The organism is Sphingobacterium phlebotomi (genome assembly GCF_008180195.1).
Classification (GTDB): Bacteria; Bacteroidota; Bacteroidia; order Sphingobacteriales; family Sphingobacteriaceae; genus Sphingobacterium; species Sphingobacterium phlebotomi.
The window spans coordinates 105242-122653 of record NZ_VTAV01000006.1 but is presented as its reverse complement, the minus strand read 5'-3'; the positions used below and the strand labels follow the sequence as shown (position 1 = coordinate 122653).

General features: G+C 41.3%; 11 protein-coding genes. All 11 read right to left on the bottom strand.

From position 1 onward, the window contains the following. Window positions 1-10: 10 nt before the first annotated feature. The 11 genes from FXV77_RS11110 to FXV77_RS11060 all read right to left on the bottom strand — a co-directional run bounded on the left by FXV77_RS11110 (window position 11) and on the right by FXV77_RS11060 (window position 17406). Entirely contained in the window at window positions 11-2443 is a 2433-nt protein-coding gene (locus FXV77_RS11110) for an ABC transporter permease (RefSeq protein ID WP_148919300.1), read from the bottom strand. Window positions 2444-2607: 164 nt separating this feature from the next. Next, window positions 2608-3771, bottom strand: coding sequence for a MalY/PatB family protein (locus FXV77_RS11105; RefSeq protein WP_148919299.1), 1164 nt, complete (start codon window positions 3769-3771; stop codon window positions 2608-2610). A gap of 39 nt (window positions 3772-3810) precedes the next feature. Beyond that, entirely contained in the window at window positions 3811-4905 is a 1095-nt protein-coding gene (locus FXV77_RS11100) for a hypothetical protein (RefSeq protein ID WP_148919298.1), read from the bottom strand. A gap of 12 nt (window positions 4906-4917) precedes the next feature. After that, window positions 4918-5733 carry an RNA polymerase sigma factor gene (locus FXV77_RS11095; RefSeq protein WP_148919297.1) on the bottom strand — a complete coding sequence of 272 codons (816 nt, stop codon included), beginning with the start codon at window positions 5731-5733 and terminating at the stop codon, window positions 4918-4920. 786 nt (window positions 5734-6519) lie between these two features. Then, window positions 6520-6810 carry a type II toxin-antitoxin system RelE/ParE family toxin gene (locus tag FXV77_RS11090; RefSeq protein ID WP_148919296.1) on the bottom strand — a complete coding sequence of 97 codons (291 nt, stop codon included), beginning with the start codon at window positions 6808-6810 and terminating at the stop codon, window positions 6520-6522. Between the two features lie 15 nt (window positions 6811-6825). Further along, on the bottom strand, window positions 6826-7035 hold the full coding sequence (locus tag FXV77_RS11085; RefSeq protein ID WP_148919295.1) for a hypothetical protein: 210 nt from the start codon (window positions 7033-7035) through the stop codon (window positions 6826-6828). A gap of 1551 nt (window positions 7036-8586) precedes the next feature. Beyond that, window positions 8587-10431, bottom strand: coding sequence for an ABC transporter permease (locus FXV77_RS11080; protein WP_148919294.1), 1845 nt, complete (start codon window positions 10429-10431; stop codon window positions 8587-8589). Window positions 10432-10455: 24 nt separating this feature from the next. Then, window positions 10456-10959: an ABC transporter permease gene (locus FXV77_RS11075; protein WP_148919293.1), complete on the bottom strand. Its 504-nt coding sequence runs from the start codon at window positions 10957-10959 to the stop codon at window positions 10456-10458. 160 nt (window positions 10960-11119) lie between these two features. Then, on the bottom strand, window positions 11120-12316 hold the full coding sequence (locus tag FXV77_RS11070) for an ATP-binding protein (protein ID WP_148919292.1): 1197 nt from the start codon (window positions 12314-12316) through the stop codon (window positions 11120-11122). A 258-nt stretch (window positions 12317-12574) separates the two neighbouring features. Continuing rightward, on the bottom strand, window positions 12575-14980 hold the full coding sequence (locus FXV77_RS11065; RefSeq protein ID WP_148919291.1) for an ABC transporter permease: 2406 nt from the start codon (window positions 14978-14980) through the stop codon (window positions 12575-12577). Between the two features lie 11 nt (window positions 14981-14991). Beyond that, window positions 14992-17406, bottom strand: coding sequence for an ABC transporter permease (locus tag FXV77_RS11060; protein ID WP_148919290.1), 2415 nt, complete (start codon window positions 17404-17406; stop codon window positions 14992-14994). Window positions 17407-17412: the final 6 nt, after the last annotated feature.

Genomic DNA, 17412 nt, shown 5'->3' with positions numbered 1-17412 from the left:
ATCATTCTTTTTATTCATTCCTTAGACTATCGACCGGATTGGCGCGGGCGGCACGTACCGCCTGGGTGCTTACCGTAAGTAACGCAATGAAGATGGCTATTGTCCCGGTCAGTACGAATATCCACCACGATGCGTCTATTCGATAAGTAAAGTCCTCCAGCCATTTGTCCATCGCCCACCAGGCGATAGGAATAGCAATAATGATCGCAATAAAAACTAATTTTACGAAGTCCTTGCAGAGCATGGTTACTATTCCGGTAACGGATGAACCGAGTACTTTTCGGATACCGATTTCCTTACTGCGTTGCTCCGCCATAAATGCAGCCAGCCCAAATAACCCTAAACAGGCAATACCGGTTGCCATAGCGGCAAATGTTAGGCTTAGCCTGCTCATGCGACGTTCGGCTCTGTACATACTATCAAAGGCTTCATCCATAAACCGATAATCGAATGTAAATCCAGGAGCTAGCTTATTCCATTTGTCTTCTATACGGCTGAGCAATAGCGGAAGATCAGTAGTCTCTATTTTAAATGCTGCCTGTGAAGGACTATAACCTAAGAAAAAGCCCAATGGCGTAACCGGATCTCGGAGAGATTCAAAGTTAAAGTCTTTGATCACACCAATGACGTGATATGATTCCAAACCATCACCAAATTGGAAATGTATTTGTTGACCAATAGGGTCTTCTCCGAAACCAAAATGTTTAACAGCGGTTTCGTTTAAAATAACTGCCGTAGAATCAGCCCGTCGGGCGACAGCGAAGTTACGTCCCGATACCAGCTCCAAATTTAACGTAGGGATATATTGTTCATCGATATACCATGTTTGTAACTGTACTGTATTGGTCGGTGTCATAACAGTTTCTCGAGCAAAGGGATTGTCGCTTCGACTCGAATTAGAAACCGGGAGAAAACCGCTGATAGTACCTGTTTTAACGTTTGGTAAATTTAAAATCTCGTCTCGGAAGGCTTTCGTCTGATTTCCCAGCGCGTGGTAATCGTTAATTAAAAGAATATTTTCCCGCTCGTACCCTAGTTTTTTATGCTGGATATATCGCAGTTGTGCGGTCACGATGAATGTGCCAACAATCAGCACAATCGATATGGTGAATTGAAAAACCACTAAACCACTTCGGAAGACGCTCTTCCCAGAGGAAATCACCGTATGAGACTTCAATACTTGTAACGGATTAAATGCCGATAAATAAAGTGCTGGATAGTAACCGGCTATCAGCCCAACGAATAATAATAGAAGTGCAAATAGCGGAAGTGATTGGAGATTGATGATATCGTTGATTTTAAATTCCTTGCCGGATAGTTCGTTAAATAACGGTACGCTCAATGCCACAAGACCAATGGCGAGAATAATTCCTCCGAGCGCTAATAACAACGACTCTGCTAGGAATTGACCCGCAACGCCACTTCTCGAAGCACCCAATATTTTTTGTACCCCAACGTCTTTTGCTCGGTTGGCCGACCGTGCCGTGGACAAGTTCATGAAATTGACACAGGCTATAAGCAGAATAAATAACGAAATAGCACTAAAAATATAAACATATTGGAAACTGCTGTTAGGACGAAGTTCTCCTCGCAGATTGGAACGCAAGTGGATGTCGGTGATGGGAATGACATCGTAATGGAAGGCATTTCCCCCTTGTCTGAATGTTTCTATATCGTTGACATCCATAAATTGTTTGGCTGCAGGAAGGCCGTGTTTGTGAACATACTCTTCCAGATGGGTTTCCAGCAGGGAGCGATCGGTTGCGTTTCTCAATAAGATATAAGTCGTGAAGTTATGGGAGAGGAGCTCACCCCAATTCCTGTAGGAGGCGTTTTCCATAGCAAACAAGAAGTCATAATTGAAATGACCATTTCTCGGCATATCTTCGATTACCGCCGTGATCTGATAAACCGTGTTTCCAGCGTCGTTGGTCTCCAATGTTTTGCCGACTACATCCGTCGTATTAAAGTAGCGTTCAGCGGCCGAACGGCTTAATACAACACTATTGGGCTCCGTCAAGGCATGATCAAGATGGCCTTGGAGAGCTTGGTAGGAAAACAGGCGGAAAAATGAAGAGTCGGCATGGGCTACTTGAGCCTCATTTATCCATTTATCCCCGTTTCTTATTAATTTTGCGCCGGCGGATGTATATAATCGGGCGAAATCTTCCACTTCCGTATATTCGTTTTGTAGTATAGGGCCTATTGCATCGCTCGTAAGAGCCATATCCATTTTGCTTTCGCCGATATGAATATGCGTATTTAGACGGACAATACGACCCGCCTGGGTATGGAAACGATCGTAACTGAGTTCATCAAACACATAGGTCGTGATAAATATAAAGCCGGCAAGTCCGAATGAAAGTCCAATAATATTGAGCAGGGTGAACATTCGGTTCTTTATCAGGTTACGGAAAGCAATTTTAAAATAATTTTTGATCATCTTGATTCTCCATGTCTATTTTTAATCCAGACAATTGCTGCGCCATAAAATTAAAATATTGATTTGTAGTGTTTTATGTGTTGTTTGCAATATGGAGCTGTCCGATATCGAACAGTTGTTGTTCAATGGCGAACAAATTCAAAAAGATGAAGCAGTGTTAGGGATCACTTATTCCATATCCGCTTGTATTCTTTTTCTAGGCGTTTCAAGCCTTCTTTCAGTAGTTCCCTGGGGCATGCGATGTTCATGCGAAGAAATTGATCTCCAGCCTGACCAAATTTTATCCCTGGATTTAACCATAAATGTTCATGTTCAAGCAGCCTGTCTGTAATGGTAGATGACGGCAAGCCTAACGCCGTACAATCGAGCCAAACTAAATAGGTGGACTGTAGCGGAATAACCTTGAGTTCGGGAAGATGGACGTGACAGAAATCTGTTAAATAGCAATAATTTTCGTGGAGGTATCTTTTTAAACTTTCTAGCCAATGCTCACCTTTTTCATACGACACGATAAGGCTGTCGATAGCAAAAATGTTTAACATGGTCATTTCCCATTTTGTCAATATCTCCTTTACACGCTTACGGAAGGCCTCGTTTTCAGTGAAAAAATACGCGACCTGTAAACCAGCTAAGTTAAATGTTTTGGAAGGAGAAGAAAAGGTGATGGAGTTTCTTGCATAAGCTTCTCCTAGTGAAGTAAAAGGGACATGTGTAAAATCGTCGTACACCAAATCCGAATGGATTTCATCGGATAGGACAACAACCCCATGACGAATGCATATTTCGCCGATTTGTTGTAACTCCTCCTTCGTCCATACCCGACCGGCAGGATTATGTGGATTACTAAATAGAAGTAACTTTACAGCAGGATCGGCAGCTTTTTGTTCCAGGTCTTCAAAATCAATTTGATAATTTCCGTTGTCATATAGCAGATTATTCTCCACGAGTTCACAGTGACTTTGTTTAACGGTGAGAAAGAAGTGATTGTATACCGGGGGTTGTACAATGATCTTGTCACCTTTGGATGTTAACGCTTCCACTGCCGCAGCGAGTGCAGGCATGACGCCGGGGGTTGCAATGATCCAGTCGTTTTCCACCTGTAGGGCGTGTCTTTTCTTCCACCAATTCGTAATAGCATCATAAAAAGAAGGAGGTGTTTCGCAATATCCAAATATACCGTGTGATGCACGTCTTGTTAAGGCTTCCGTCACTTCGGGGACCGTTTTAAAGTCCATGTCTGCTACCCACATTGGAAGTACATCCGGTTTGGACCATTTCACACTTCCCGTATTCGTTCGATCAATTAATTCGTCAAAGTTATATTCCATAGTATACTTTTACTTATCGTGTTGTACAAACTTAAAGAATTACTCGATAATAAGATTGATTCCTGCCATTTCAGCTTTATACTTTATTTTTTCCACCAAACCATAATAGCTCCAGTTGCGAAGCAGGAATTCATCGTCCTTGGCGACTTCTTCTTTGTTGGTTTGGTTGACTAAAAGTAACGTTCCCGCCTGTGATTTTACGCATATGTCGATTAGACGCCGGCTATAGAGGTGCAACCGGTTATCCACGTAGCTTTTTTCTTTTTTGTCGAAATGTTCGAGGCTTTTCAGTTTTTTCTTTCGTCCTTTTCCTCCTTTGTTGAAGGCAGCAGCCTTTTGAATACGGTGACGCGCTGCCTGGATGGCCATTCGCCGGTAGAGGAATTCTTCTTTATTTCCGATTTGAAATTGCTCTTTGTTGATTTGAATCGTAATAGGATATTCCACCGAGAGGGATGCTTCCGCAATAACATGTTCCTTAAGATCATGGTCTTTCTTGGGGAGCTCAAGTGCCATTAACAAAAATAATTTGCCTTTCACCATTTGTAAAGAACTGGCACAGATCTTTATTTGACCAACAAGTGCACGTTGCAATAATACGCGTTTATCGGAACGATCCTTGCCTAAATAGGTTCGGAAGGGGATTTTGAAAAGGTTGAACTTGAAATCTCTGCCTTTTTCGTCGTTACTCAATTTGATCTGTTTGCCGGAGAAGGGGATAGGCATCGTTTTTTTGAAATTGCGAAGCGATTTTTCTCCTTTCCAGTATGCCGAACGATCACTGTTAAATGTTTTGTTAAGCGACATATTGATGTTGGAAAGGATGTCAGAAGGTATCTCGCCTTTAAAATATCGAGACAGTACCTTGTATGTTGTATTCATACGAGAGGTATTCAATATTCCCTCCGGATCTTTAGCGTTACCTGCCAATTTGACTTTGATATCTTCCTTTAGATAAATGAAATCTTTGATGTTTTCCTGTATGTACTGGTGGGTTAACACTAAGTTGGAACCTCGATAGACGAGATCCTGCCAAGTAAACAATTTCTTAAAATAGGCAGCACGCTTCTCTTTATCGTCGCAATCGACAAAGACCTGTACTTTGCGTGTTAAAATGATGGTATCTGTAGCCATGCTAGTGTGTTTTTATGCTGTCTTTTTGGTTTGCTTTATTTTTGCGTGTGCTTCTATAAAGAGCTTTTTTACGATCGCGGGATTTAAATTCAAAGCGTCTGCTATTTGGTCGAAGGAAAATTGTAGATCGTATCGCATGCGGAATATTTCTTCTTGCTGTTCGTTGATCTCTCCCTGTATTACATATTTGGAAGAACGGTTGAGCTTTTCCATTTTTTCAGCACTTTGAAAAATTTGGCGTAGCGTTTCGATAGTTTTCTCGACCTGGAGGCTCACCTCATAATCGGATATGCCACCGAGGTAATAGGCTATGCGTTCATAATTGAAGCTGTATTTCAGGCAGAGTTGCAGAAAGAGCTGTTGCTCTTTTCGCAGGTGAGGTAGCAGCTTTTCGAGCTGTTTTAATTTCGCCTTTTTTTCTTCTTCCAACTGTTCGAGGTAGACAAGATCTTGCTCGTCCTCTTCGTCCTCTAGCTCGTAGCCTAATAAGAATTCTTGATAATCCTCGATACCGTCAAGCCGTAGGAGGCTGCGGTGGAATCGATTTCTGGTTTTGCTATAGAAGCCGTTGATGGCGGCTTTCACCTGTGTTTTCAGAAACTGGAAGAGTTCTTCTTCGGATTGCAGGTTTTCTCGAAACAGCCATAGTCGAAGGAACGCCTCCTGGGCGATACTTTCTGCGGCACACGCATCTTGTGTAGCTTTTTCGGTGCGGAAAGCGAGATAGCCGTAGTACTTTTTGTAAAAGAAATCCAGCCCTTTCTCTTGGCCGTTTTGTAACATGGTCAAATATCTAGCTGAGGTGTTTAATCTGTTTGGTTTATGCATCGTTGTGTTGTTGATTAGTAATCTATCGTATAACAGCTTTCCGCAGTCCCGGTGGTCATTTACTAGTCGTTTTCAGGCGGGACTGCGTAGGCTGTTTTTAGCTGTTCGATGCGTATTGGTGTTTTTTCGTATCCGAGATTATTTTAAAGCTTGTATATGTTTTCAAAATGTGATCTGTAACAACGTATCAACGCTCACTATGGATACTGATTATGTTGTGCATACCTTTCAAAATGTGTTTAGTGATACTTATACACGCTATATCACGTGAGCACCAAGTTGTGTATACCTTTCATATTGTGGTCTGAAATACCCTTAGAAGCACAGAATAGATTAGAAGACTAGTTGTGTATACCTTTTAAAATGTGGTCGTTAACACCTCAGAATACGTAACCGATGTTGTGCATACCTTTCAAAATCTCCTTACAGTGAGTTTAAAAGAACCGTCGCGGTGAGCGATGGTATTTGCGAATCTAAAATACTGACCAATTTAATTGGAAACTCACTGTAGGTCACTTGATCGTAAAAAGGTATTTAGTGAGTGGCGAATTGCCCTCACCCTACGGCGCCACAAGGAGCCTCATTTGTTTAATGTAATTATCGGATAACCTAATTTGTTGTGATGATATGTTATTGACAATGCTAGCTTCTGGCCTTTAGCCTGTGAATTTTTTTAATTATCCCGGAGGTTTGAGTTATGTGTTCCTTTAAAAGTTTGATCTGTAGTAACATACGTCTTTCATGCATTACCAGAGGATCTGTTGCGCAGACCTTTAAAAAATGAGATTAATAGACATCATCATGTGTCCCGATGTCTAAAAGAAGAATGTCTTGTGAATCGGATTTTGTTTTAGATTGCTCCAAAACAAAAATAATACGACAGTCGTAGCCACAGTAACATGCCGAATAAGCAGCTAGCTTACCGCTTAGTTTGTGCGTTCTTAAGCTGCTATCATAAGGATCATCGGCTAATTTTTGTAGAGCTTTGAAGATATTATCTTTTAGCCTTTGATTTTTACCGGCAAACTTTTTGAAAGCTCTCTCAAACTGTTTCGAAGTTACTAATTGGTAAGGCATGGGAAGATTTTCGATTTAGAGATTTTCCAGATGATCGAGCGTTTCAGATAGTGATTTAGCGGGTGTTTTTCCACGCTGATAATCTCTAATGGATTTTCGAGCATTTTTTGCTATATCTTCTCGTCGAGCCTCAATCTGACGCTTTTTCAGAATTTCTAAAATCATTTCCCTTGAAGTATAATCAAGTTGCATAATTTCCTCTAGTGCCGAATTTACAGTGCTCATTTTTTTGTGTTTTAACAAAAATACAAAATCTAAATGATTCTGGAAAAAACACTGATATACCTTTCAGATTGTGATCGGTAACACCTTTTAATTTTGGATATTGTTGTGTATACCTTTCAAAATAATATCACAGCGAGTCTAAAGAAACCATCGTGGAGAACGATGGTATTTGTAACGCTAGAATAAAAATGCCAATCTTATCGGATACTCACTGTAGGTCACTTGATCGTAAAAAGGTATTTAGTGAGTGGCATTTCGCCCTCACCCTACGGCGCCACAAGGAGCCTCATTTTGATATTATGTCTTGCTTTCGCGTACTACCAGCGTGCTCTCTGAGCACAAAAAAATGTAACGGTATAATATTGCACAACTGCAAATATAATATACAGCATTAGCAAACAGGGGGTCAAATCGCGCCATTTTTTTGCGCTTTTGCCAATATTTTTGTCGCAATTTGACCCCTTCATCAACCAAAAAGAGTGATTTTGTGGCTTTAGAGCGCAGAAACGCAGATTTTAAAAGTTCGGCAAATTTACTTTTTTCACCACAAAAATTACTTTTTTCACTAACAAAACTTCTTTATTGTCCACAAAAATGTTCTTTTGCTTTAACAAATGAATGTGATGGCATGTAAAGTGAACCTTATGCCACAAACAAAAACGCAATGGGCTAACAAAACTTCTATTCCGCCTACAAACATATTCTTTTGGTTCAACAAATAAACGTAATGCCATATAAACAGCATTATATGCCAGAAATAGAAACAAAATGCCCTAACAAAATCTCTATTCCACCCACAAAAAGATCTTTTTGGTTTAATAGATAAATGTAATGGTTTATAAAACACCAATACGTCAAAGAACAAAGTGATTCCAGACCAAGCTTTTGCGTAAAGAAGCAAACCGGTACTACGCCACTTTATGCAGCAAGGGAATCGAAATAAATATGTTATGGAATCCTATATGTTTCTAATTGGTTTTCTACTACTTATATGCGCTTTGCAAGCATATAGGATAAAATGCTGAAACCGGCTGTTGTTATTAATCCGGAGACTTGATAATATTTCTGTAACTAAACTTAGCTGTCATACAATAAAGTTAGTTGGTTCATGGTCAAATATACAACAGTTTTTATTTTTAAACAAATAATACATTAATATTTTTATATATTTTGTTTGCGCAAATATCTATTTGGGTGTTATTTGCTATGCTCAATAAAGATTTTGATGCGGATAATAATAGTATCCCAAATTAATTTTGAAGCATCTCGGCAGGGCTATTCGATAATACGGGTATATTGCCTTATCCATGTGTCACTAGTGCTTCGCCTACAATAGAAGGTGTACGGATCATGCTGGGGAAATCTATCCACCTTGTTACATGTTGTGCGTGGACTCAACATGGATTAAAGATGGAGAGAACATGGACTCACCTGCTCTCATTATTTAAGCATGTGCGAATCACCTGTGAATCGTTGCCGATGTATAGCCGCATCGTCTGCTGGAGATATCACATACAAAAACGTATATAGGAGCTTTGTATTGTCGAGAGACTACTCATCCCTTAAACTATCCACCGGATTAGTTTTTGCCGCCCGGACGGTTTGAACACTGATGGTTATCAATGTAATGAATAGACCGATAAAGCCCGTAAGCGCAAACATCCACCATTGCAATTCTATTCGATAAACGAAACCATCCAGCCATCTACCCAGGAGATACCACCCTATGGGAATGGCAAAAAGAAACGCCAAACAAACCCACCTAACAAAATCTTTTGATAATAAAAGGGTAATACCCGTTATGCTAGCACCTAGTACTTTCCGGATACCTATTTCTTTGGTACGTTTCACAACCATAATGGATAATAATCCCAGAAAGCCTAAGAAACTTATGATAATGGAAATAGCCGCCGCTATCCATATCAATTTTTCCAATAAGGCTTCTTTTTGATACAGATTGCCGATCTGTTCATCATAAAATTTATCATCAAAAAGCTCGTTTGGATACCACTGCTTCCACTCGTTTTCCAAATCACGGAGCAATTGATCGGGATGATTTCCGCTATATTTTATTGCGAGATTTTTGATACGTATCTTATTATACCCTATAACGGTGGGTGATACACCTTCTTTTAGAGAATTGGTATTGAAATCCCGGACTACGCCAACGATTTTTCCCTGCGATTTATCATTTAGGCCGCCTGCAAGTAAATCTTTTCCGATGATTTCATGATAATCTTGATAGCCTAGGTTCTTTGCCATCTTTTCGTTCACTAAAAACTCTGGATGCTGTTCGTTGTCTTTAAAATTATGACCGGCTAACAATTGAATACCAAATGTTTTTATATAGGAGGAATCCCCGATAGCATAACGTGGCGCCCAAGTCTCCCATTCTGCCCTGTTGTCAAACTTAAAAGTTCCTCCCCAAACTTTATCGTATGATGGGGGATTATCACAAAATGTGAAAGCAAGTATATCATGGCGATGTTGGAGATAGGCGGTTATTTTTTCCGTGTTGTCCCGCATTTCGCTCTTCAGGGGAAAGATAAGTACCGTTTCCCTGTCAAAACCCATGTCGGTGTTTTTGAGATAACGAACCTGGCTAACGATAACAATGGTAGCGGCGATTAAGATTAACGCAAGTACATTTTGAAAGACAATCAATGTTTTCCGTCCTAATCCCCAGTTGTCCGCGACCTGTTTTTTTAGTGCAATCTGAATCCGCGTTTTATGAAGAAAAAATACGGGAAAGATGCTTGTTATCGCACAGATGGAAAACCAAATGGTAATCGAAGTGAAAAATAATTTCGGGATCGATAATACCTGTAAGGGTTCGTTGGTGAACAGATAATGGTTGCTCCAGTCAATTGCTATCCACAGAAAGAACCAGGCCAATAACAACGCCAAAAAGGAGACCAATAACGATTCGATCAGGAACTGCAGGAACATTTGTCGTTTTGAACCTCCCAGTACCTTTCTTATTCCCATTTCCTTGCTTCTATAGAGCTGTTGGGCGGACACCATATTTGTGTAGTTAATGGCGGCCATAAACAAGATGCCAATAGCGATCACGGTCAGGACCCCTAAAAGAGAAAATTGCGTAGCCTTTCCATAATCCATATCGAAATGGAAAGCCGTCAACGGCAGCAGTTTATAGGAGTAGTATTCCAGTACATCCTTATGCCAGTGCTGCGCTATCAGCTCCCGGATACTATTTTCTACACCCACTTTTTCATCGGCATGGTGTAAGGTCAGCAGGATATTATTGGCCGAGTTGGTATAACCCCAATTATGAAAGAAGGCGCTCTCCCGGAATTCATTTACAGAGGCGAGTGAAAAATATAGTTCTGACCGGAAATCGGAGTTCTTCCGGCTATCGTCAATAATACCGACCACCGTTACAGGGAATTTGCTTTCTACTCATATTGTTTGTCCGATGGCTTCCTCGTCACCAAAGAAATTTTTTGCCATGGTCTTTGTTAAAGCTACTGTTGCCGGCTCGTCCAGCTGCTGCGGACTCCCGGCTATCCATCGAAAATCCATGATTTCAAAATAATCAGCAGAGGTAAAACACGCTTTACCTTCTGTTTTTCGAAGTTTATCGCCAATTTTTAGTGTAAAATCCTGCTTGTCTATGTACAGCGCCGCTTTTTCCACTTGGGGGAGTTCTTGTCGGATAGCATCATACATTGCATAAGAACCACCCTTGTTGTGTTCCGTATGGTCGAGATGCAAATCTTCCACCACAATAAAGGTGCGCCCGGCGTGGGGATGAAAGCGGTCAAAACTCAGTTGGTAAGTATTGAACGCATAGATAAACAAGCAAGTAGCAATAGCCAGACCAAGACCCACTACATTGAGTATAGAATGAAACCGATATTTTGTGATTTGGCGCAGCGCTGTTTTAAAATATATCTTTATCATTTTTATTTATGATTATAGATGTCCTCCTTTTCTATCCCACATTGTTCCTTATACAATTGATAAGCCATAATTGCAAGTTATTGTTTTTTAATGATTTAGATCAATTGTTTTTTGTAGGTGTTCGATATTGAACAGTGATCGTTCGGTGGCGGACAGGCGGTTAGTACAAAAAACCAAAAAGCCAAAGCGGAATTTTGTTTTCAACTCCTACCTCAAGATCATCTGCCGCAATGAAAGCATTTTCAACTCCCTCGATTTGCTTTCGGCCTTTGGCTTTACCCCCGACTTCGATTGTTATCCTGCGGTCCACTAAAAAATCACCGGTAGCGGGTAGTGAAACTTCATGTTTGGCATTGCGAAGCTGATTGAGCAAAAACGATTCCCTACGACTACCTTGATTGGCTTCGCCGGAAGCGATAGCGCGGTGTAGGTTCGGATTTTCTAAATACACCTTTTCCGGTTTTTGTAAGGTGCTTATGCTCGCACCTGCGGCATTCAACAGATTAATCAGCCGAGCTTTTTCCAAATAATGTAAGTATTGGGTCACCGTTTGACGGCTGATGCCTATCTTGTCACTTAATTTGCTGATGTTGGGCTTGAAAGGAACATTTTCGGCGAGTATGGCAAGCAATTGCATTACTTTATTGCTGTTGTTAATATCAAATCCGTCAACAAAACGTAGTTCCGTTTCGACGATCAATCGGATAACCTGCTCGATGCGTAAGAAATAGGTACGAAGGTTTTCCTTAAAAAATGGATAATAACCGTGGTCGAGGTAAGCCTCGAAATGTAGGATCGGTTTGAAGGCTTTGCTTAATTTTAACGCGATTTGCGTATGATGATCTAGTATATCCGATAAACCTATTGTCTCTGCAGCATAAACATCCGCAAAACGTAAATATTCCCGAAAGGAAAGCCCTGTTAACTCGTAGAAAACCGTCCGTCGGCTAAGGTCGGCTTCTTGTTGGTAAATGTCAATGACGGAAGACCCCGTAAATACAATATAAATATCTTTATAAGTATCATAAATGTTCTTGATCTCCCTTGCCCAGCCGTTGTACTTATGTACCTCATCCATAAATAGTATTTTACCTCCTCGTAACCTAAAATTTTCTACTAACGCAATAAGGCTGTTGCTTGCGAAGTAGATGTCGTCTAGAGAGATATACAACGCAGCGTCATCGTCCGGGAAGTTCAACTTCAGCCGTTGAAGTAAAAGAGTTGTTTTTCCTGTTCCTCTTGCGCCTAATATCCCTACCAGCCGATCCGACCAATCAATTTGATAATAGAGGTGGCGAATGTGTATAGTTTCCACTTCTTCGCGAAGAAAGATGGATTTGATCTTTAATTTTTCCATTTTGTAAGCTCTTGTTTACAAAAATAATAAATAAATGTTAACTAAGCTTAACAAAACAATGTAAATTTTGCTAAATGAAGTTAGCATTTTATGTACGTCACCATGACCGAATTTTGTACAGTGGGTTTCATTTCCCCTGTTATGGTGAAATCATGCCACTCACCTGCAAAGTTACGGATAGTAAATCTTTTAGTGCTTTGCGAAAAGCTCCAACGGAAGTCAATTCTAACCCTATACCTTTATCATTTTGTTAGTTTTTTACTCATCCCTCAAACTATCCACCGGATTGGCGCGGGCGGCCTGTGCAGCTTTGAAGCTGACCGTAAGCAATGCGGTGATAACGGTTGCTACACCGGCTAATACCAGCATCCACCATTGCAAATCTATGTGATAGGCAAAATTTTGAAGCCAACGCTTCATCATCCACCAGGATAGTGGTGCGGCAACAACGAAAGCCAATATAACTAATTTCACAAAGTCTTTCGAAAGCAGTAGAACAATACTCGAAACGGAGGAACCGAGTACCTTTCGGATACCGATTTCTTTTACACGCTGGTTAATCGTTAGCAACGCCAAGGCAAAAAGTCCTAAACAGGATATGGCAATAGCAACCAAAGCACCACCAATAATGATCTGCGCAAAGCGCTTTTCATCCTTATACATGTTTTGCGTATTCTCATCGAGGTAAGATGCTGCGATGTCTGCTTTGGGGTTTATTTCCCTCCATATATTTTCCACCTGTGCCAGCGTTTCACGTAAATTGCTCGTCTTTACATGTACAAAAATATACTCCACGTTGAAGATACGCGGATTGATCGAAAGTGTCAATGGTCCTACTTTATTGCGTAGATCCTTAAAGTTAAAATCATCGATGATGCCGATGATTTGTGGGGCGCCATCCATCGATAAAGTCTTTCCCAACACCTTTTCTGGACCGCCAAGCTGTGCCGCCATCTGTTTATTAATTAATACAGCCGCGGTATCCGACGAAAACGAACGATCGAAATCACGGCCGGCAATTAATTTAATGTGCAAAGTTTTTAGGTAGTCGTAATCCACACGCATGAAGTTTGTCGATATCTGCCTCCCGTCATAATCAAAGCCAAATCTGCTGTTCGAGTTATTGCCATCCCGACCAAGACCCAAGTTGATATCTGAAGCACTTACGCCCTGCACCCAAGGTTGTGATGCTAATTTGACGCGCATTTTTTGTAAGGCGGACTCCGGATCGACACCGTCGCCAATCGGAATACTGATCACCTCCGACTTGTTGAAACCCAATGGACGTTCACTGATATAGTGTAATTGCGTACTGATGACGATGGTCGCTGTAATCAGGACGATGGCTATCGCAAATTGCACGACGGTTAAACTATTGCGTAAGCCACCGCCTTTGACGGTCGCTGTACCCTTCAAGCTATGGATAATATTAATGCGGGCCAGCCGCCATGCTGGATATCCGCCGGCAAAAAGCGTGAGCAGTACAAACATTAAGATGAAAAAGAGTAGATTGATTGGAGAAAACAGCTGCAATAGGCTCAGCTGAGCGTTCATAGCGGCATTGTATTCGGGTAGGAGTACGGCGGCTAGTCCAAGACCAACTACCAAGGCGATCACGCAAAGCATCAACGACTCTGTCCACAGTTGTCCGATGAGTTGAATGGTAGAACCTCCCAGTGTTTTCCGCGTACCGATCACCTTGGTGCGCGTGATGGAATTTGCCAGCGACAAGTTGATGAAATTAGAACAGGCGATAAATAGTATGAGTGCGGCGATTATTAATAATATCCAGGGGAATAGGGTGGATTTCGCTTGTCCCAATCCCAGATCATTTCGGTGATATTGGTCTAGGGGTAACAGGTGCAAGGAAATATAGGCACCATTTTTATCGACCTTTGCCCCGTCTCGTTTCAGCATATTGCTGTTGTCTTTATAATAACGATCTATAAACGATTTTGTCTGCTGCGTAAAAGCAGCATCGTTTATTTTGCCGGTCATTTTTACGAACACTGAATGATCCTCGTGCCCCCAATCGTCGATGCGACTTTGGTAATCTGCTTTTTGCTCAAAACGCTGTAAACTGGTAAACGTCAGGCTAGAATTAGAAGGAAGAGGCGCAATGACTGCCGTAATGGTTCGGGGTACCCACCCTTCTCCTCGGGAAATCTCTACTTGTTTACCCACAACATCCGTCGTCCCAAAGAGGTTATTCGCCATAGTTCCGTCTATCACGATTCCATTTAAATTTTCCAATGCTTTTTGATGCCCATGGAGTAGGGGAAAACTGAATATAGAGAGAAAATCGGCATCTACGTATTTATTACTGGATGCAAATTGTTTATCGCCATGACGCAGGATGACGCTGGTGTTGTAATAACGACTGATAAGCTCTATGCTTGGCAATTCCGACTTCAGCGATGTGGCGAAAGGTGCGGGCATGGTTGCACTATGCGTTATCCCTTCTTCCGGCTCACTTGTGGTATACGCTAAACCTATGCGCTCGCGCTCGGGATAAAAATTGTCGTATGACAGTTCGAACATGGCTGTGAGATAGAGCAATGTAGCCGTAGCGATGGCGAAGGACAATCCAAAAATATGGATCCCGCTTAATACTTTGCTTTTTCTAATATTCCGCCAAGCGATTTTTATATGGTTCTTGATCATGATGTTAGTTTTTACTCATCTCGTAAACTGTCTACTGGATTGGCACTTGCGGCCCTAAAAGCTTGTGTACATATAGTCAGAATAGCAATAGTAAAAGCGACTCCGCTTGCTAACGCAAACATCCACCATGCTAAATCGATACGATACGCAAAATTCTCGAGCCAGCTATTCATGGCCCACCACGCCACAGGAAATGCAATAACTGACGCAATTAAGATAGGTTTCAAAAAATCGTTGACCAACATTTGCGTAACCCGTATGGCAGAGGCCCCTAATACTTTTCTTATCCCGATTTCTTTAGTGCGCTGCTCTGCGGTATGGGTGGCTAAGCCGAATAGGCCAAGACAGGCAACAAGTATGGTCAGTACAGCGAAAATATGAAGGATAACGGATGTTTTTTGCTCTGCGGTATAAGCCTTGGTAAAAAGATCATCCATAAAGGCATATGTAAAGGGTTCCTCGGTTTGATAACTGTCCCAATGTTCTTTCATGGTTGATAGTAGACCCGCAACGTCTGTTGTTTTTATCTTAAATATTAGTCCACCTTCCGGGTGTAGGGTCATGTACAAAGGGCTGATCGTTTCATGTAACGATTTGAAATTAAAATTCTTTACAACGGCAATGACACGAAAAGGGACATGATCACCTTTAGCACTGTTTTGCCTGATAATCGTTTTACCTATTGCTGTCGATGCATTCCAACCAAATGCTTGGGTTGCCGTTTCGTTTAAAATAATAGCGGTGGAGTCCGTCGCAAAATCTTTCGAAAAGTTCCTGCCGCTAAGAATATGCATGCCCATGGTCGGTATATAATCCTCATCCACGTGGTAATCTACACCGTTTACAACATTTTTATCGTTGCCTTGCGCATAGGCTAGCGCATTGTTGTAGTGACTCGGTCCTGCCGGTTTATACCATGACGCCGTTGCATTTACGATTCTTGAATCTTGCAATAGTTGCTGCTTAAACACTTGCTCATTCCTACCTAATGCGTATGAATTTGGAATAGTGAGGAGTTGCTCCTTATCAAATCCAAGGTCTTTGTTTTGTATGTATTTCATCTGCTGATAGACGACAATCGTACCAATAATTAACACCACAGAAATGGTAAACTGGAAAACAACCAAGCGGCTTCTTAAATTAAAATTTTTGAAACGGGTTGTGGGCTTTCCTTTTAGAACGGCGATTGGTTTGAAGGAGGATAAGTAAAAAGCCGGATATATACCGGCGACAATGCCGACCAACATGCCCAAACCGATAAAGGCAAAAATAGGTTTAGCATCAAAACTTAAATCTTTTGCTGCGATATTGTTAAATATAGGTAAAGCCAGCTGTATCCAGACAAACGCAATGAACAGTGATAAACATGTAATGAAGATAGATTCTGATAAAAATTGTTTGACGAGCTGAAGTTTGTCTGAGCCTACGACTTTTCGTATGCCTATTTCTTTAGCCCTTTTAGATGCATTGGCGGTAGAAAGGTTAACAAAATTGACGCAGGCCACTACGACCATAAAAAGTGCAATCCCTCCAAAGATATACACATACATTTTATTGCCACCTGACTCAAATTCGGTCGTTGTGAAGGCGTTGAGATGAATATCGGTTAGGGGTTGCAAGGCGAATCCAAGCCTATTGCCTTTCGTCGTGAATTGTTCCAAGCTCAATCCCATCTGTTGTTGTATTTGTGGTCCCATGTATTTTCTTACCATTTCTGGGAATCGGGCTTCCATCTTTTTTATTTCACTGCCCGGTTTTAATAGGAGATAGGTGTGAAATCCACCATACATCCACGAATCGGATTTGGCATCTGCAAAACCCGTCATCGAGCCAAATAAGTCAAAATGAAAATGTGAATTGGAAGGTATGTCTTTTATAACACCCGTTACTTGATAGGGTTGGTCATCGTCTGCGGTCAATAAAATAGTTTTTCCTATCGCATTTTCCGCTCCAAAATATTTCTTCGCAGTCGATTGGGTGATAACGACGGTGTGCGGTTCGAGTAAAGCGGTTTCCGGATTTCCTTCTATCATGGGCAACGTGAAAATGTCAAAGATATTAGGATCAGCGAATGCAAGCCGAAGGTCTTTAAACACGATGTTTTTGTAAGATATTTTTGGATGACCATAGTCGAGTAGCCTCGTTGCATCGTTGACCTCAGGGAAATCATTCTTCAAAGTCTGCGCAACGGGTGCCATCGTTACGCTCTCGTTTATTTTGCCGCCATTTATATCTGCACGGAAGACTATTCTGACTATATTCGTTGCGTTCTCGTGAAACTTGTCGTAGCTCAGCTCGTCTTGCACATATAGCATAATGATGAAACATGTCGATATACCGAGAGATAAGCCCAAAATGTTAATCAATGAAAACAACTTGTTCCTTTTGAGGTTTCTCCAGGCGATTTTTATATAATTTCGTATCATCTTTTT